This window comes from Pseudomonas sp. R2-7-07 (assembly GCF_003852355.1).
Lineage (GTDB): Bacteria > Pseudomonadota > Gammaproteobacteria > Pseudomonadales > Pseudomonadaceae > Aquipseudomonas.
This window is the reverse complement of the sequence record NZ_CP027759.1, coordinates 3,045,423-3,061,689: the sequence shown is the minus strand read 5'-3', so window position 1 is coordinate 3,061,689 and position 16,267 is coordinate 3,045,423. Positions and strand designations below refer to the sequence as shown.

Below are 16,267 nucleotides of genomic sequence, written 5' to 3'. Positions count from 1 at the left end.
TCAGCCCGGGCAGCGTCAGATGATCAACGGTGCTTGTTCTTGTGTTTATGCTTGTTGCCGTTGTGCTTGCGGCCGTCGGAGCGATGGCTGCTCTCGTCATCCGCCAGGTTGTTGCCCACCGCGCCACCGGCGGCGCCACCCAGGCCTGCGCCGATGGTCGAACCGGTACTGCCGCCCAGGTGGTTACCGATAACCGAACCCCCTGCAGCCCCGACCCCGCCGCCAAGCGCTGCTTCCGTGCGATTGCCTTTCTGCGCGCCTACCGCACCGCCGGCTGCGCCACCTACACCGGCGCCGATGGCCGCGCCGGTCGAACCACCGAGCTGCTGGCCCACCACATTGCCCAGCACTCCGCCGACACCACCGCCCAGGGCGGCAGTGCCATCCCCGGCGGCCATGGCGCCTTGGGAAATCAGGATGCCCAATGCGAGGGCAGGGAGAGTCATTTTCATTTTTTTATACCTCAAGGGCTGTCTCAGGCGCTCACGGGTTAAAGCACGCCTGGGCTTAAGATTAGAGCACAAGCGGTGACGTCGCAGTTCTCGCGATAGAGGTATCCACCAGATAAAAATTTTTTTCAGCCCCCTTGAATTCTTTCTGCGCGTCCATAAATTTTTGATCACGCGATGCCGAAGACGGGTCGCGTACTAAATCACTTGGAGAAACTCAGGAGATTTTAAAATGGCTACTACCCTTTCGTTGGCCCCACTGTTCCGTCAATCGGTGGGCTTTGACCGCTTCAATGACCTGTTCGAGTCGGCGCTGCGCAGCGAGGCTCCGAATTCCTATCCACCTCATAACGTGGAAAAGCACGGTGATGACGCCTACCGGATTGTCATCGCAGTGGCTGGCCTGACCGAGGAGGATCTGGATATCCAGGTCGAACGAGGCGTTCTGACGGTTTCCGGCGGAAAACGCGAAACCGACGAGAAGGTCGCTTACCTGCACCAGGGCATCGCCCAACGTGCGTTCCGGCTGTCGTTCCGCCTGGCGGACCACATCGAAGTGCGTGGCGCATCCCTGAACAACGGCTTGCTGAGCATCGACCTGCTGCGCGAGGTGCCTGAAGAGGCCAAACCCAAACGCATCACGATTGGTAGCGAGGCAAAGCCTGAGTTGCGTCAGGTGAGTTTGCAGTAACGCAATCGGCGGTAAGAAGGCGCTCTACGGAGCGCCTTTTTTGTTTGAATCGCGCAGGGCTGCCCAGCGAAACAAATTTCTACATTTAATTGACGCCATCAAAATGCCACTTTAAGATCCGCGCCCGTTGGTGGCATTGAGCCACATAGAAGGATCTAGACATGTGGCGTTTGATACGTCTGGGCGGCCTGTCCGTTATCGTTTGCTTGAGCACCACCGGGTGGGTGCAAGCCGCCACGGCGCAGAACACGCCGGGCATCACCGACCTGATTCGCGACCGCCAAGACCGTTTGCTCGAACAGCAGCAACGGCGCATCGACGAACTCAAAGACCTGCCGGGCAAGTCCGTTGCGACAGCAGCACCGGCCACCCCCGTCGACACCCGCTGCTTCCCGATCAGAACCCTCGAACTGGGCGGCGCCGATGCGCTGACCGAGGCTGAGCGCACGCGTCTGATCAAACCCTACATCGGCCAATGCCTCGGTGTGCCGCAGCTCAACGAAGTGTTGAAGGTCATCACCGACCGGTACCTCGCCAAAGGCCTGGTCACCAGTCGCGCCTACCTGCTGCAGCAGGACCTTTCCCAGGGCACTCTCAGGATTCAGGTTGTCGAAGGCGAGCTTGAGAGCCTGAAGGGCGCCGAGGGCAGCGGCATCACCGAGCGTCAACCTGCGGTAGGCCACAGGTAGCACCCAGTTTGTACAGAAACGGGTGGACCATTGGTGATTGTGGGAGTGTTTTTAGCTTCTCACACTCACTTTCCAGCGAGGCTTTTCCGAGCCCACTGTTCCGCAGTGGTAACCTGAATCGACTGCTGCTCATTGAACGTGCCAGCTTTAGGCCACGCCACCCCTCTGCCTTGTGCGAACACTGCGCGGTATTTTTTGATGTGGTGAGTGGGGTCTTTCTCCAGTTCCTGGATTAGATACGGAACAGTCCACACGTTGCGTGTGAAAGGACGTCCCAGCACACGCTCAAGGATGCTTGCAACCTGCCCATAGGTCACGGTGTCGCCAGCTAGGTAGACGATTTGATTGCGCAAGCGTGGTTGGAAGAAAACAATCTCTGCGGTCAGTATGCCGATGTCATCGGGCGTAGTGAGCGTCACGCTGTTTTCGAGGCTGCCCAGGGCGTTTACGGTGTCGTTTTCGAAGTCGACTACCTCAAAGACAGGCTCGAAGAGGAAGCTGGTGAACATACCCGTCGAGATGATGCCCCATTCAGTTTTGTCTTGGGCGCGAAGCAGCTCGCGTACGTCCAGCTGAGCGTCGAACAGGTCTTGAGGGCTGCCTCGGCCAATCACCTCGAAATCGACGCCAAACTGCCAGGGGAAGTAGCGCTTCACGCCGGACTTGAGTGCTGCGCTAGCCAATTTCATCGGCGTTTCTCGGCCCGCGACCATGCCTGCGCAGCCTATCAGCGTGTCGAAGCGTGCGAACACTTCAGCAAGCTGCTCGATTGAATCCTTCACCAGGTCCGCAGCGACCATTTGGACGCCCAGGCGACGAAGCTCATCAATTTCCCGCTTTTTCTCCGGCGCCTGAGTGTGGATGGTCGACTCCCTCAGCAGGACGCTGACGGTGGAACCAGGCGCGCGCGATGCCATCCGCGCGAGGTTGCGCAACACTGGAAGGCCAAGTTCACCGGCGCCTAGAACGAGAATAGATTGGGGGGCTAGCGGGGTCACTTCGGTCATGATGTCTCCTGAGACTGTTGCCTGTACGATGAGCAAATGCTTGCACGATTCGGCAGCGCTTATAAGAAGGCACACGTGTGATACCAGGGAAAGAAATGACCGATCAGGAGGCGCTGAGGCAGGCCGAGGCTATCTGCCGGACGCTTCGAGAAGAGGATGATGGCGTCAGGCGGGAAGTCCTCGCTCACGCGGGCAGCCGCTGGTCATTGGGCATCCTGCATGCCTTGGGTGTATACGGTAAGTTGCGCCACGCTGAGATAAAAAGGCAGATGGTCGGCGTGACTCAGCGGATGTTGACGAAGACGCTACGTTCCCTTGAGCGCGATGGTCTGTTGCTTCGACGGGAATACGCTGAAATTCCGCCCCGCGTCGAGTACGAGTTGACGCCGTTGGGCATGGGGCTGTTGGTCCGGATGTCGCCTATTTGGACCTGGGTAGTCGAAAACGTCGACGACTTCCGCGAGGCGCGGCGCACTTACGACAGTCAGGACGGTAAAAAACCTTCATGGCAAATCCCCACGCCGATTCCGGCCGATTCAAACATGCCTGAGTAATTGAATGAGTAGTTTGGAGATGTTCAGGTTGACATTCGATTTGACCGAAGAGGGCACGCTCCTCCGAGAGGATCAACTGTATGGCATTTACCACCCTGATACTGGATGCCCCCGGCCCGCCGCTACTGTTTGAGGAAGTCGATCGCTTTCTTGAGCTGGGCCTGGCCGTCACCCTCAACCTGCACTATTTCGCGGACAAAGACCGCATCCGGCAGCACTACAACACGCGCATTCAATACGCCGAGATCAACTGCCATGACGAGCCTGCGTTTATTGCTGCCGTGAGTCGGGCCGGGGGTTACGACGTGTTCAAGACGCGCCTGAACATCCCTTTCGGCGCCAGTCTGATCCGCGCCGCCACCTCGCCTGAGCTGGCCACACCACTGCGCGCCATCGCCCAGGCCGGTACGGGAGTCAATCACATTGATCGGCTTGAGTGCGAGCAGTGCGGCGTGGCGATACTCAACACGCCGGGCTCCAACGCGGCCGCCGTTGCCGAATACGTCGTGGCCCAGACGCTGTTTCTGTCTCGCGAGCTGGATTACTACAACGGCGAAACGCACAACGCTCACTGGGCAAAAGGCACCTTGGCACCCACCCCCGAATACGCCGAACTTACGCTTGGGCTGGTGGGCACCGGCAGCATTGCCCGGCAGGTGGCGCGCAAGGCTGCGGCGCTGGGGATCAAGGTGATCGCCACCGGGTCCGAGCGTTTTACCGAAGCGGTGGCGCGCAGTCTTGAGCTTGATCGACGGGCAGGCCTTGCGCAGTTACTGGCCGAGGCGGACATCGTCTCGATCCACGTACCGCTCACCACGTTGACCCGAGGCTTGTTCGGCACTGCCGAGTTCCGGCAGATGCGCCAAGGTTCAATCCTCATCAATACCGCTCGCGGCGGAATCGTCGACGAACATCAGTTGGCGGCCTTCATGAGTCAGTTTCCCAGGCATATCAAGGCGGTCGCCATCGATACCTTTGCCCTGGAAAAAGACCGGTTCGACTCGCCCTTGATCGGTATTCCCAACGCGCAACTGACGCCGCATATCGCCGGCAATACCACCACGGCAATCAGAATGGCATCACGCCAGATCGTCGAGGAGATCCACGCATTCAGTGCTGCAAACACGGGTTAACCGACAGGCCACAAGGAAGGCCACATCATGCAAAGGCCAACGACTGGAGCCGCAACAGGTGCGGCTTCAGTTGATGCTGCAGATGGGCGTCACCACTCTCACTTGCCGAGCTTTTTACGCACGTCCTCAACCATTGGACCAACAGCTTTCACTGCCTCCTTGAGCTGTTGCTCGGTCACACCAAATTCTTTCGTCCAATGTTTCAACTCCCAAGCTTCGGAGGTGTTCACTCGAGCACGGTCTTGCGGGCCACGGTTTTTCAGATCGTCAGACATGTTCAGCTCCATGCGGTTGGCCTGGAAATGTCCAGGCGTCGCCTGATAGAGCCTTGGGATGCGTGCGTAGTTCGGTTGATTTTTGGTAGGAGTCAATTGATCGGCAGAACGCCGGAGAAGGGTAATTGCGCAGCAGAAAAGATAAGGGCCTGCCCAGGTTTCCCCGGCAAGCCCTTGATATCTATGGTGCCCGAACCCGGAATTGAACCGGGACGCCCTTACGAGCGGGGTTTTTAAGTCCGCAATGTAATCGTTTAAAACAATGACATAGCGTCAATTCTGCACCGCTATGCGTTCTCTTAATACCCCTTGCAGTTCTTTGTTTTCAAGGGGGAGAAAATGATTGCGGTGCAGAACTCACCTCGTCGGCGTGACCTTTTTGCCGATCCTTTTGCGAATGTAGTTCTCGGCCATGACCACGGTGGTGTGCCCGAGCTGATCACGAGCTTGCAAAATGTCACCGCTCGACTCTGCCTTGTCGGTACCTGCCTTAGCGCGCGAGTCGCGCATCTGATTTACTATTGGTCCGCCAACAATCAATGGAAGGAACCAGCCTATGAATTTCAACGAGTCGCTAAGAAGTGCCGCCCACAGTGGTGCTTTGTTAACTCAACGCTCCATCGCTTTCGCGCGATCTGAAATGAAGGCGTTTTTAGGGTGTGCTCTAGGCTGTTATCTTGGCTTCATCGTATTATTTCTCCTGAAAGCTGATCCGGAGACGGCGACCTTCGGTGATTTTCTCAATGTGATTCATTCCTCTTCGAAAATTGCTGCCTCCTTCTTAGCGGCGGCTCTTGCGGTTGCTCTAAGATGTCTATTTCCAAGGAAATGACGAAGGCTTCAGGATGGCTGTCGTCTACAGCCATAAATTCCGCCCCTCAGATGCAGACGTAGGCGAACCAGAGGGTGGCGATCTTGGGAAGCTGATCTACACCACGATCGCCATCACCGGTTTCGTTGTGTCGGTGAGTAGCCAGAATATCTTCTTCGGCCCGACCACCGCCGGTCCGACGCTACACGTATCCCTGGCTTTGGCCGGTGCCCGGCACATCTTCATGGTCACGTACTGGCAGCGGGTGAAGGTCTGGCTATGTCGGACGCTGAGCTGCGAGCACTGCCTGCATTGTGACAAGGCGCATGATGGTGTCGAGCGGCGGACCAAATAATACAAGCGCCTACCATGCCCCTGGAAACCACTGGCGGGCGAGGCTTACCGTCACGCGCAGTGCATGCTGACTTTGATCGCACTCCAACTGCTGATCTTCGGGCGTCGCTGGTTTGCGCCACCTAAGATCTGCCGCTAAGCCTTTGACGAAAGTTCGCTCAAATTCGGGGTTAGCTTCTTTGGTAAGGCGCATCGCTTTCGCATAGTCCGCTTCAAGGCCATCAGGCAGCGATTCACAAGCCAGCTTGGCCTGTTTATACCTAACGGCGTACATGTAGCCGTCAGTAGGGGCTTCGTCGTAGCTGTAGCGGGATGGCTCCGATGCCAGTGCGGGGCCAGCGAGAAGTAACGCGATGAGATACAAGCGTCCGTGCATGGTGTTGAAGTCTCATAAAATCAAATTCAGCGGAGTAGACCCGGCTCATCCGCGCCACGTTTTCGAATGCGCTAAATCGTGGCGCGAGATTGGGTGTCATGCTCGGCTATGGAAATGTGATATCAGCCCTGATCAAAGGAAGATTGCTTGCATCGTAGGAGCAATGATAAGAGCGCCCTTCATCGGTGTCTTTTTTCGGGATTTCTTCGCACTTGAATGAAGCAGTGACGCCGTATTTTGTAGCTCTGAACCCTTTGACCGCTTCCTCAGGGGTAAGCACCGTAACGAGCTCACGATTGAAGCTCAGGGTGATATCTGGGCCGCCGAAGACTTCATATTTCTGCGATCGGATACATAGGCTGGCTCCAATCAATTTGCCATTCAGAGTATTTGTGCCACTCGTACACGCTTTCGGTGAAATGAAGTTGCCAACGCTCATTTTGGTAGTCGGTACTTCAGTTTTAGGCTCCGGCGGGGTGTATGGCCCACTCTGACAGGCTGCAATAAGAGTCGTCGCAGATATTAGCGCTGCAGCGGTGAGCATTGACTTCATTAGGTCAGTATCCTTTGACTGGTGTAGTGCCAGGCAGTCTGGTCACGTTTTTACGGATCGGAATGTTAGATCATGCTGGCGCGCAGCTTGTAGATCAACAAATTCATGGTGGCCTGAATGACCGTCAAATTGCTGGAGTTCAAGCGGGAAGACTGTCGCGACGCTGCCAAGACCCGGCGCAAGATCGCCGACGACCTCGATGCGGGTGAGCATCCCGAATGCACCGTGGGTGCGCTGACCATGATCGGCGCCAAGGGAGAGGTGACGGTGTTCGGCCCCGGCCCAAGTCCGACGATCTGCAGTGTCTCAGCGTGATGCGCCTGGGCGAGCAGAAGCTGAATGATGTGCTGCTGGAAAATTCAGAAGGGTAAAATGCTGACCCAACTCGTCGCCCGCCTCAAGCCTTCGCTCTTTTCAATGTAAGGGCGAGCATGGAGCTCGAGACTATTCCCGGCATAAGAAATATGTATGTGAGTTCGGGCAGATCGCGCGTCCAGTACGCGAGGACCATACCCCAAATCATCGCAATCACCGCTCCCGATGCCCGCAAGTGTGAGTTGCTTACAACGGGTGCCGCTGCCATTGAAAGTGCATAGATCTTCCATGCCGACCATATCGCGAATGCCGAGACGATTGCTGCGCCTATAAGTGCTAGCGCCCCAAGCGGAGGACTTTTGGCGACAAAAATGAGCGGAATAAAGAACGCCACTACGCCGACCGCGAAGAGGATGGTGATTGGTACAAGCCCGACAACCGCCGCAATTGTCAGTCCGATACGCAGCTTTATCAGGTTATCCATTTCCTACACCTTGAACTCTGTAGCGTTATCGGGCGACTTATAACCGGCAAGTCGCGACTATTACAAGCTCAAGGTGCCCCATGGATAGGCCATTCCCTCCGCCCTCAATACTTGAGCTGTCTGACCAAGCCGACTTCTGCATCCGCCTGACACCAGCCTCTGAGGTGCTCGGCATCAGTGTTCCTCCGTGGAGTGAACAAAGTAGCAGGCAAATTATGAATAGGGAGATAGGTCGGCGGGACGCCGAAGGAAGGGAATTGCGGAGCGGACTCTAAAGTTGCGCAGCAGAAAAGATAAGGGCCTGCCCAGGTTTCCCCGGCAAGCCCTTGATATCTATGGTGCCCGAACCCGGAATCGAACCGGGACGCCCTTACGAGCGGGGGATTTTAAGTCCCATGCGTCTACCAGTTTCGCCATTCGGGCGGTAGCGCGGTGCAGCAGGGTTGCGAATATATAGATCCAGCGGCTTCGGCGCAACCTCGATGCACGCTTTCCTGCACAAACAGTTATCCGAAAAAACCTGCCAGATCAGTGATCTACGCAGCCTTCCAGATTATTCCCATGGCATGGGCCCAACCCAGGAACAAGCTCTACAAATGACAGTCATAGCGATATGCCACCCCGGCAGTTCGTTAGGGAGTCAGTTGATGCGCAAGGTCCGTATGCATTCTTGGATGATGGCTGCAGGCATGGTTGGTTTTTTGAGCGCTGCGATAATCGCCCCGGCGCAGGCTGCGACTGCGGTGCAGTGGGGTGACCGCAGAGCGCGGTCGGAAGACCCGCTGACCGCTGCTACATTGGGGCCGGGTACCGCGTTAGTGTTGAATCCGTCGAGTATCAAAGTCGGGGATATTGAGGAGCTTAAAGAGGCGCGAAAACTTACCGCCAGCGAACTGAAAAGCCTCAAAAGTAAAGTAGAGGATCAGGACCGCGCCTTCGACGAATTCAAGCGCAAGGATGGCTCCAGCACCGGTAGCAATGAGAGTCAGCTTGCCAGCCTCAAGCGTGCATTGGACGAGCAGAAGAGCACTATCGATCGGCAGAAAAGCGAGATCGAGGGCTTAAAGCGCAGCCTGGATGATTTGAAGCGCAGTGTGGAGACGCTGAGCAGCAAGGTGAAATGATCAGTCGCGCTCAGTCAAACAACGCCAGTAGATCAGTATCGCCCACATCCACCCCGGCCTGGCTCAACAGCGTGGTCACTTGGCCACGATGATGTGTCTGGTGATTGAAAAAATGCGCTACCAAGCCGAAGAACACCTTCTCCGCCGCTGCCCCGTGCATGGTGTGGTAGCGCAAACGCAGGTCCAGGTCGGTTTCCCGCAGGCTGTCGGCCCAATTGAGGATCAATTGATCCAGCCAGGCACGCTGGGCCGAGAGTTCGCGTATGTCTGCGAACGCCAACTGCCTCAGGTCGACGGGTGTGGCGACGGTGCTCAGGGGTAGCAACGCGGAAAAGCCTGCAGGGTGCTCGGCAAAGCGCTTGAGCCAGACCGTGTCGCCCAGCACCAGGTGATTCAGGGTGCCGAGGATCGAGCCGAAAAACGCTTGTCGGTTCGCAACCAACGCCGCGTCTGTCAGCTTGCCGGCGGCTTCGTAGACCTTGCGATTCATCCATTGGTTGTGGCTGGCCATCAACCTGATGTGCTCAATGCGGTTCACCGATGCGTCCTCTCGAATGGCGGAGTGGCGCCATCATAAAGCTTGCCCGCCCGGCGGTCATGGTGTTCCATCAGCGGCGGACTAAGGTTGATTTAACGCCACTATGCGCCCTGGAGGGCGACACCATGAATACCAGCGATCTACTGGAACAACTGTTGCGCGGCGCAGGGCAGGGCGGTGCTTCTTCGAGCGGCGGGTTGGGCGGTCTGCTTGGCGGTCTGCTCAAAGGCACCAGCGCCGGCAATGCTTCGGCCGGCGGCGGCCTGGGTGGACTATTGGGTGGGCTGGGGGGCATGTTGGGCGGTGGCGCCGCAACGCGCCCGGCGCAAGGGCGCGCCGGTGGTATGAACTATGCCGCGTTGGCTTCTCTGGGGATGATGGCCTACAAGGCGTATCAGGCCTGGCAGAGCCAACAGGCGAGCCAGCCGCAGCAGGCCTTCCGGACGGCCGATCAGCTGTCGGGCGCGCAAATCGAAGCGCACAGCCACGCCGTGTTGCGCGCACTGATCGCTGCCGCCAAGGCCGATGGCCGGATCGATGCGGAAGAGCAGCAGTTGATCTCCGATGAGCTGGGCAAGCATACCGACGACCCGCAATTGCAGCAGTGGCTCGACGCTGAAGTCGCCAAGCCTCTGGATGCGGCAGATTTCGCCGAGTTCGCCAGCGACCCGGCGCTTGCGGCCGAGGTGTATCTGGCCAGCGTCATGTTGGTGGATGACCAGCAGGACGCAGAGCGCAATTACCTGGACGATTTAGCCGCTCAGTTGCAAATCGATGCGCAGTTGCAAGTGCAGTTGGAGCACCAAGCCAAGGCCAAGGCCTGAAACCTCACCGTCGCGCCCCGGCCTGTTAAATACCCTGCGCCGCGAGAATGGCCAGATAAATCAATACCAGGCCACAGGCGCCATAGCTGATGCGTTGCCAAGTTGGCGAAGCATTCTTGCGCAGCACGTTGACCAGCGCGGCAGTCAGAAAGCATGACAGCACCGACGCCAGCATGAAGCCGGCAAAAAACATCAGGGTTTGCCCATGGCTCGGGGTGGTGCCGACGATGCCCGACAACGCGCTGCCCAGGGCGCCCCAGTAGACGATGTTCTTCGGATTGGCCAGGGAGATCGCTGCGCCCACCGCAAGGGCGTTTTTCCCGGAGCTGGCGGGTGCACCCTCGACGTGCGGTAACTGCCACGCATCCATCAGGCTGCGAATGCCCAGCCAGGCCAGGTACAGCGCGCAGACCACCGTCAGCGGCACGCGCACCGCGTCATGCTGGATCAGCAGCGCGATGCCAGTCAGCCCGATCACCGCCCAGACCGCATCGCCCACCAACGAGCCGATCTGCACCAACAGAGCCGGAGTGAAACCGTAGAGCAAGCCACGGCGCAGGGTTTCAGCGAGCACCGCGCCGGGAGACAGGCAAAACACAAAACCGAAAACCAGCGCATAGAAAAAGATCGTCAGCATGCCCGCGTCCTTTCGAGAAAGTGCGAGAGCATACGTCAGTGTCGAGATGAATGAACACCGCGTCTCTTTACACGCTCAGGCGCAAGGCCAGGGCGGCGAGGGTGATCAACAGCACCGGCACGGTCAGCACAATCCCGACCTTGAAGTAGTAACCCCAGGTGATGGTGATGCCTTTGCGCGCCAGAATATGTAGCCACAGCAAGGTCGCCAGGCTGCCGATAGGGGTGATTTTCGGGCCCAGGTCGCTGCCGATCACGTTGGCGTAGATCATCGCATCCTTGACCACGCCCACGGCATGGCTCGACTCGATGGACAGCGCGCCGATCAACACCGTTGGCAGGTTGTTCATCGCCGAGGACAACAGCGCGGTGAGCACGCCGGTGCCCATGGCCGCGCCCCACACCCCGTAGTTGGCGAAGGTGTCGAGCCAGGTGGCCAGGTAGTCGGTCAGGCCGGCGTTACGCAAGCCATAGACCACCAGGTACATCCCCAGGGAAAAGACCACGATCTGCCACGGTGCGTCTTTCAGCACCTTGCGTGTGGAGATCGTGTGGCCCTTGGCCGCGATCACCAGCAACAGCACCGCGCATACTGCGGAAATCGCACTGATGGGAATGCCCAGCGGTTCCAGCGCGAAGCAGCCCACCAGCAAAATACCCAGCACCCACCAGCCGGCGCGAAAGGTCGCACGGTCGTGAATGGCACTGGCGGGTTGTTCCAGGTCGGCGGGGTCGTAAGACTGCGGAATATCGCGACGGAAAAACCATAGCAGCACGGCCAGGGTCGCGGCGACGCTGACCAGGTTCACCGGCACCATCACGGCGGCGTATTCATTGAAGCCGATCTTGAAATAGTCCGCCGAGACGATATTCACCAGGTTCGACACCACCAGCGGCAGGCTTGCCGTGTCGGCGATAAAGCCCGCGCCCATGACGAATGCCAGCGTCGCCGCCGGCGAAAAGCGCAGGGCCAACAGCATCGACATCACAATCGGGGTGAGGATCAACGCCGCGCCGTCGTTGGCGAACAACGCCGACACCAGTGCGCCCAGCAGCACCATATAGGCAAACAATCGCCGGCCCCGGCCACGCCCCCAGCGCGCCACATGCAGCGCGGTCCAGGCAAAGAACCCGGCTTCATCCAGCAACAGGCTGATGATGATCAACGCGACAAAGGTGCCGGTGGCATTCCAGATGATGTGCCACACCACCGGAATATCCGCCAGGCTGATCACCCCGCAGGCCAGGGCCAGGATCGCGCCCAGGGAGGCGCTCCAGCCGACGCCCAGGCCCCTGGGCTGCCAGATGACCAGCACGATGGTGATGATGAAAATAGCAATTGCGACAAGCATGAATAAACGCTCCGATGGCTCAGCAACTGCTGGCCTGTTGTGATCTGTCGCCCATTGCATCCAGACGCCGCGCGTCGTTTTGCAACCCTGGCGGGCTGTCATCCAAGGCATGGATCAGTTCGCCCACGTAAAGTTCGCCTTTGCGCAGGATCAATCGCATCAACTGTGCTCGGGTGGCGTTGGCCAGGCATTTAAACAGGGTCGGGGCCGATCTATCCATGGCGTTTGCATATCTGCGGCTTCGCACAGGCGGCGTAGGTATCTACACAACGTTGTAGCAGCCAACCGTTACCACGATGCGAAGCGAGCCGTTCTTGATCTTGCTCTTGATCCTGCTCTTGATCTGAGGCGCCCCGTTAAACCACGCTGGCCGGAATTCGACAGTGATTTGGGGGGTAAACCGGCAGGGATGCCGGTTTAGCCGCCCCGCGCCATGGATGGCGCGTGGCGGCGGCCCCCCAAATCACTGTCGGATTACGGGCACACCGAGCCTAGGCGAGGTGCCGAGTGGTGGGGCAAGAGCGTTTTGCTTACTTTTGCGCTTTTCAAATCGGCATAGGGGGCGGCCATCTGGCCGCTCCCCTGCCACACCACCCGGCATGCGGGTCCGCACCGGGCGGTTCGAGAAGTTCAGGTTAACTGAGGCGGGGAAGCCCCAGCCGATCAAACCACGCGACCGTCAGAACGCTATGAATCAGCCCGGCGCTGTTGTGCCAGATCCTGTGGCTATCCACCGCTATTTGCGCAGCTAGATCCGGGGTCGCCCCCATCCTGCACAGCTCACGATAGGTCGTCCTGCCGGTCTTCCACTGCTTGAGCTGGATTGCCCTGAGTCTTCGACGTATCCATCCATCCAGCCGTTTCCACATCGCTATGGTTTGCGACAGGCAGAAATACGCCTTCCAGCCCAGTAGGTACGGCCTCAATCTTCCAATGACCTGCTCCAGGCTTCGACCGCCGTTACGCGAAGTCAATTCCCGGATGCGTTGTTTGAAAGCCTGGAGTGCCTTGTTTGTTGCCCAGCGCCTGATCTTTCCGTCGGGTGTCAGCCAGAAGCCGTACCCAAGGAATTTTCGACCGAACACACTGGCAACTGCGCTCTTGCCTTCGTTCATGCGCAACCCAAGGCGACCGTAGAGGCGTTGGAGCACTGCCATCACCCGCAGGCCGGCTTTGGGGCTGCGTACATAAACATTGGCATCGTCCGCATACCTGACGAAGCAATGACCTCTTCGTTCCAGTTCCTTGTCCACTTCATCCAGCACCACATTCGCCAACAGCGGTGAAAGCGGGCCGCCTTGCGGCGTCCCCTGCCTGTTGATCACTACGTCTTTTCCGATCAACGTCCCGCAGTTCAGGTAGGCCCGGATCAGGCACAGTACGCCCCGATCAGTCACCCTCCTGCTCAGTCGGGCGATCAGCAGGTCATGGTTGACGCAATCGAAAAACTGCTCGATATCGACATCCACCACAACCTGACGCCCCGAATGGATATATTGCTGCGCCGCCAGAACGGCCTGGTGAGCGCTGCGCCCCGGACGAAAGCCGTAGCTGTGTTCACTGAAACCAGGATCCAGCAACGGCTGGAGAACCTGCAATAGTGCCTGCTGAATGAGTCTGTCCGTGACCGTCGGGATGCCAAGCTTGCGCTCGCCACCATCCGGTTTCGGGATCAGGACCCTGCGCACGGGAGCAGGCCGGTATTCACCTGCCAGTAACTGGCTGCGTATTCCCGGCCATGCCGTTTTCAGGTGTTGCACGGTTTCGTCGATCGTCAGACCGTCCACACCCGCAACACCTTTGTTAGAACGCACCCGTTTGAGGGCAAGCAGTAAGTTTTCTTTGCTAAGGGCTGCTTGTAGCAGCCCCTCTCCTGTGGGGTTTGGATCATGTCGCGGACAGCCAGCTTCAACGCTGGACGCGCAGCTTGGAGATTCACCCTTCGCCGTCGCTTCCCGCCCCGGTTGCCCGGGCATCTGTTGCATGGCCTGCTGTATCGTCATGTCAAACCGCTTTTCTTCTCGTTTGGTCCTTCACTGCCAAGCAGCTACTACGACCTCTGCTGACTTCTCGCTCCGGCTCACACCGTCGCCCTTTCAGGCATGAGGCGAGATCTCCCCGGGTAAGAACGCCATCCTTCACCTCACAACCGCCGCATTTACGTATCCGGCCTTTAGGCCACAAGAGCTTCGCAGGCACTTGGCTGCTCGCCCTGACCGAATCCGCCTCAGATGCGATTCGTGTACCTCGGCTCGAGGTTTATGCTCCACGCTTCCTCCCCACAGTCGGTCACCCTTCTGCAGTTGCGCTTCGCTTCGTTCGCTGTGGCCAGCTTACGAGAGGACTTTCACCTCCAAGATGGCGCCCATGCCGGGCGCACAAGTGACCCGCCGTCAGGGCGGAACCCTAAGCCGCCGTTACCGCAGCAACGGATATGTACTCGCTCTGATCCAGCATCTCGGTCGGCTGTCAGGCCGCCATCGGGGGCAAGTCGAATCGTCGCACCGCCCCTCCCACATTTTGGTCGCGGGGCATCAGTTTAGGCATTCGTCGCCTGCCGAGACGTCACGGGAGCAAGCTCCCTGGCCACGCGTTCTGGGTCACGCCAAAGTTATGTAGATACCCGTGCTCAAACGGATAAGCCTCAATGTAAGCCAAATCCTGATTTCGTTTGACGTGGATCAACTGCCTTCTAATCAGCCACAAGTGATTGAAATTAAACTGAAACACGAATGTCCTAAAGTGCCGCCCATTGCTGATGAAGGAAGAGACCGCGTGACCCGAGCCACTCGTAACCTGCGCAAGACCCTGGATTCCGTTGCGGAAAATAACGAAACCGCCGCGTTCGACCTGATGCGTGCCGTCGAAAAACTCGGCGATGAGGTGCTGCGCCAGCGCCTGCTCAACACGATTCACCGGTTGAACCAGGACGCCTACGAACTGCGCGAAGCGCGCGACTCGGTGGAGCTGGTGTCGGTAAAGCTCGCCTGAGCAAGATCGTTCAAGACAAGTGCCTGGGCGCGCTGGCATGCTTGTCGACTGTCTGTCGATGAGCCTCATCCATGCCTACTGCCCTCCCTCATGACGCGTTCACGCGTGGCGCAATCGCCGTTATTCCGTTATCCCTGGCCTGTGCCCCCTGGGGCTTGCTCGCCGGCTCAATGGCAATCGATGCGCAGTTCACCCCGCTGCAAGCCCAAGGGTTGTCCGCCATCGTGTTCGCCGGTGCCGCTCAGTTGGTGGCGATCGGCATGGTCAAAAGCGGCGCGAGCCTGATCTCCATCGTGCTGACCACCTTGCTGCTGACCTCCCAGCACTTGCTCTACGGCATGCACATGCGTCCGACGCTGTCCTCGCTCAACACCCGCTGGCGCATGAGCCTGGGCTTTCTGTTGACCGACGAGTTCTTTGCCCTGGTCAACCACTATGACCGCCAGACCTTCAATCGCTGGTATGCCCTGGGTGTCGGCCTGACGTTCTATATCATCTGGAACCTGTTTACCCTGGCCGGCATCGTCCTGGGCAAAAGCATTCCCGGCCTGGACCAGTTGGGGCTGGAGTTTTCGATTGCCGCAACCTTTATCGCCCTGATCACACCGGTAGTGCGCGACGTGCCGACAGTGGTCTGCGTTGCCGTCTCGCTGTTATGCTCGGTGTGGCTGAGTTACCTGCACTGGGAATCGGCGGTGGTGGTCTCGGGGGTGTTGGGAATGAGTGCCGGGTTCGCCTGCAAGCGCCTGGGAGTCGGCCAGCGATGATCTATCTGATGATTGTGGCGATGGGGTTGGTGGTGTTTTTCAATCGCTACCTGTTTATCGAACCGCGCCTGCCGGTGCGGCTCAATCGGGGGGCGCGTGAGTTCCTCGGGTTCGCCGTGCCGGGCATGCTCACTGCGATTTGCGGGCCGATTATTTTCATCAAAGACCATCAGCTCAACCTGAGCCCGAGCAACCCCTATTTGCTGGCTGGCATCTGCGCCGTGGCGCTGATGATTTGGACGCGCAGCGTGCTGATCACGGTGTTGTCGAGCATGGTGTTGTTCTATCTGTTGCGCTGGTGGTTGTGAGCCGCAGGCGAAAAAAAGCCCGCCGGAGGGCGGGCA

21 protein-coding genes, 1 tRNA gene and 3 pseudogenes are annotated in these 16,267 nt (G+C 58.4%); 12 read left to right on the top strand and 13 right to left on the bottom strand.

Features of this window, described 5'->3' with window-relative positions; translation table 11 throughout:
* Positions 1 to 23: 23 nt before the first annotated feature.
* Positions 24 to 452: a hypothetical protein gene (locus C4J86_RS13940; protein WP_124370818.1), complete on the bottom strand. Its 429-nt coding sequence runs from the start codon at positions 450 to 452 to the stop codon at positions 24 to 26.
* 229 nt (positions 453 to 681) lie between these two features.
* Between C4J86_RS13940 and C4J86_RS13935 the strand changes: the two genes are divergently transcribed.
* Together C4J86_RS13935 and C4J86_RS13930 are read left to right on the top strand one after the other, a co-directional pair.
* On the top strand, positions 682 to 1,140 hold the full coding sequence (locus C4J86_RS13935; RefSeq protein WP_124363001.1) for an Hsp20 family protein: 459 nt from the start codon (positions 682 to 684) through the stop codon (positions 1,138 to 1,140).
* Positions 1,141 to 1,301: 161 nt separating this feature from the next.
* Positions 1,302 to 1,817: pseudogene (locus C4J86_RS13930) on the top strand (POTRA domain-containing protein); the annotation flags it as partial.
* Positions 1,818 to 1,894: 77 nt separating this feature from the next.
* Here C4J86_RS13930 and C4J86_RS13925 read toward each other — a convergent pair.
* The gene (locus C4J86_RS13925; protein ID WP_124370817.1) at positions 1,895 to 2,836 is read right to left on the bottom strand and encodes an aromatic alcohol reductase; all 942 of its coding nucleotides are present in this window, start codon (positions 2,834 to 2,836) and stop codon (positions 1,895 to 1,897) included.
* Positions 2,837 to 2,931: 95 nt separating this feature from the next.
* Here C4J86_RS13925 and C4J86_RS13920 point away from each other — a divergent pair, with 95 nt between their 5' ends.
* Both C4J86_RS13920 and C4J86_RS13915 read left to right on the top strand, forming a co-directional pair.
* Complete coding sequence (locus tag C4J86_RS13920; protein ID WP_124370816.1) at positions 2,932 to 3,390, top strand: helix-turn-helix domain-containing protein; 459 nt, start codon at positions 2,932 to 2,934, stop codon at positions 3,388 to 3,390.
* Positions 3,391 to 3,470: 80 nt separating this feature from the next.
* Positions 3,471 to 4,523 carry a D-isomer specific 2-hydroxyacid dehydrogenase family protein gene (locus tag C4J86_RS13915; RefSeq protein ID WP_124370815.1) on the top strand — a complete coding sequence of 351 codons (1,053 nt, stop codon included), beginning with the start codon at positions 3,471 to 3,473 and terminating at the stop codon, positions 4,521 to 4,523.
* A gap of 98 nt (positions 4,524 to 4,621) precedes the next feature.
* On the opposite strand, the gene C4J86_RS13910 is transcribed toward C4J86_RS13915, so the two are convergent.
* Both C4J86_RS13910 and C4J86_RS27245 read right to left on the bottom strand, forming a co-directional pair.
* Entirely contained in the window at positions 4,622 to 4,798 is a 177-nt protein-coding gene (locus C4J86_RS13910; protein ID WP_124367159.1) for a DUF3606 domain-containing protein, read from the bottom strand.
* Between the two features lie 357 nt (positions 4,799 to 5,155).
* Positions 5,156 to 5,311 (bottom strand): annotated as a pseudogene (locus tag C4J86_RS27245) (integrase); the annotation flags it as partial.
* Between the two features lie 43 nt (positions 5,312 to 5,354).
* Here C4J86_RS27245 and C4J86_RS13900 point away from each other — a divergent pair.
* Positions 5,355 to 5,630 carry a hypothetical protein gene (locus C4J86_RS13900; RefSeq protein WP_124362997.1) on the top strand — a complete coding sequence of 92 codons (276 nt, stop codon included), beginning with the start codon at positions 5,355 to 5,357 and terminating at the stop codon, positions 5,628 to 5,630.
* Between the two features lie 13 nt (positions 5,631 to 5,643).
* Positions 5,644 to 5,964 (top strand): hypothetical protein, encoded by a 321-nt coding sequence (locus tag C4J86_RS13895; protein ID WP_256660071.1) that lies wholly within the window; start codon positions 5,644 to 5,646, stop codon positions 5,962 to 5,964.
* Between the two features lie 9 nt (positions 5,965 to 5,973).
* Here C4J86_RS13895 and C4J86_RS13890 read toward each other — a convergent pair whose 3' ends face one another.
* Together C4J86_RS13890 and C4J86_RS13885 are read right to left on the bottom strand one after the other, a co-directional pair.
* The gene (locus C4J86_RS13890; RefSeq protein WP_124370814.1) at positions 5,974 to 6,339 is read right to left on the bottom strand and encodes a hypothetical protein; all 366 of its coding nucleotides are present in this window, start codon (positions 6,337 to 6,339) and stop codon (positions 5,974 to 5,976) included.
* A 106-nt stretch (positions 6,340 to 6,445) separates the two neighbouring features.
* Complete coding sequence (locus tag C4J86_RS13885; protein ID WP_124367156.1) at positions 6,446 to 6,892, bottom strand: lipoprotein; 447 nt, start codon at positions 6,890 to 6,892, stop codon at positions 6,446 to 6,448.
* 117 nt (positions 6,893 to 7,009) lie between these two features.
* Here C4J86_RS13885 and C4J86_RS13880 point away from each other — a divergent pair.
* Positions 7,010 to 7,263 (top strand): annotated as a pseudogene (locus C4J86_RS13880) (hypothetical protein).
* Between the two features lie 26 nt (positions 7,264 to 7,289).
* On the opposite strand, the gene C4J86_RS13875 reads toward C4J86_RS13880, so the two are convergent.
* The gene (locus C4J86_RS13875) at positions 7,290 to 7,691 is read right to left on the bottom strand and encodes a hypothetical protein (protein WP_124370813.1); all 402 of its coding nucleotides are present in this window, start codon (positions 7,689 to 7,691) and stop codon (positions 7,290 to 7,292) included.
* 336 nt (positions 7,692 to 8,027) lie between these two features.
* Positions 8,028 to 8,114: transfer RNA gene (locus C4J86_RS13865), tRNA-Leu, on the bottom strand.
* A 224-nt stretch (positions 8,115 to 8,338) separates the two neighbouring features.
* Here C4J86_RS13865 and C4J86_RS13860 point away from each other — a divergent pair.
* Positions 8,339 to 8,815: a hypothetical protein gene (locus C4J86_RS13860; protein WP_124370811.1), complete on the top strand. Its 477-nt coding sequence runs from the start codon at positions 8,339 to 8,341 to the stop codon at positions 8,813 to 8,815.
* Between the two features lie 10 nt (positions 8,816 to 8,825).
* Here C4J86_RS13860 and C4J86_RS13855 read toward each other — a convergent pair whose 3' ends face one another.
* Complete coding sequence (locus tag C4J86_RS13855) at positions 8,826 to 9,353, bottom strand: DinB family protein (RefSeq protein ID WP_124370810.1); 528 nt, start codon at positions 9,351 to 9,353, stop codon at positions 8,826 to 8,828.
* A gap of 125 nt (positions 9,354 to 9,478) precedes the next feature.
* On the opposite strand from C4J86_RS13855, the gene C4J86_RS13850 reads away from it, so the two are divergent.
* The gene (locus C4J86_RS13850) at positions 9,479 to 10,177 is read left to right on the top strand and encodes a tellurite resistance TerB family protein (protein WP_124370809.1); all 699 of its coding nucleotides are present in this window, start codon (positions 9,479 to 9,481) and stop codon (positions 10,175 to 10,177) included.
* A 25-nt stretch (positions 10,178 to 10,202) separates the two neighbouring features.
* Here C4J86_RS13850 and C4J86_RS13845 read toward each other — a convergent pair whose 3' ends face one another.
* The 4 genes from C4J86_RS13845 to ltrA form a co-directional block, all read right to left on the bottom strand.
* Positions 10,203 to 10,814 carry a LysE family transporter gene (locus tag C4J86_RS13845; protein WP_124370808.1) on the bottom strand — a complete coding sequence of 204 codons (612 nt, stop codon included), beginning with the start codon at positions 10,812 to 10,814 and terminating at the stop codon, positions 10,203 to 10,205.
* Between the two features lie 67 nt (positions 10,815 to 10,881).
* Positions 10,882 to 12,165, bottom strand: a complete 1,284-nt coding sequence (locus C4J86_RS13840) for an arsenic transporter (protein ID WP_124370807.1) — start codon at positions 12,163 to 12,165, stop codon at positions 10,882 to 10,884.
* 19 nt (positions 12,166 to 12,184) lie between these two features.
* A complete protein-coding gene (locus tag C4J86_RS13835; protein ID WP_124370806.1) occupies positions 12,185 to 12,385 on the bottom strand; it encodes a helix-turn-helix transcriptional regulator in 201 nt (66 codons plus the stop codon).
* A gap of 415 nt (positions 12,386 to 12,800) precedes the next feature.
* Positions 12,801 to 14,168: a group II intron reverse transcriptase/maturase gene (gene ltrA / locus C4J86_RS13825; protein ID WP_124370008.1), complete on the bottom strand. Its 1,368-nt coding sequence runs from the start codon at positions 14,166 to 14,168 to the stop codon at positions 12,801 to 12,803.
* 772 nt (positions 14,169 to 14,940) lie between these two features.
* Between ltrA and C4J86_RS13815 the strand changes: the two genes are divergently transcribed.
* The 3 genes from C4J86_RS13815 (at position 14,941) to C4J86_RS13805 (ending at position 16,231) form a co-directional block, all read left to right on the top strand.
* Positions 14,941 to 15,156 (top strand): hypothetical protein, encoded by a 216-nt coding sequence (locus C4J86_RS13815; RefSeq protein WP_046068240.1) that lies wholly within the window; start codon positions 14,941 to 14,943, stop codon positions 15,154 to 15,156.
* Between the two features lie 71 nt (positions 15,157 to 15,227).
* Entirely contained in the window at positions 15,228 to 15,923 is a 696-nt protein-coding gene (locus tag C4J86_RS13810; protein ID WP_124362986.1) for an AzlC family ABC transporter permease, read from the top strand.
* Positions 15,920 to 16,231: an AzlD domain-containing protein gene (locus C4J86_RS13805; protein WP_124362985.1), complete on the top strand. Its 312-nt coding sequence runs from the start codon at positions 15,920 to 15,922 to the stop codon at positions 16,229 to 16,231. The genes C4J86_RS13810 and C4J86_RS13805 overlap by 4 nt, the downstream gene beginning before the upstream one ends.
* Positions 16,232 to 16,267: the final 36 nt, after the last annotated feature.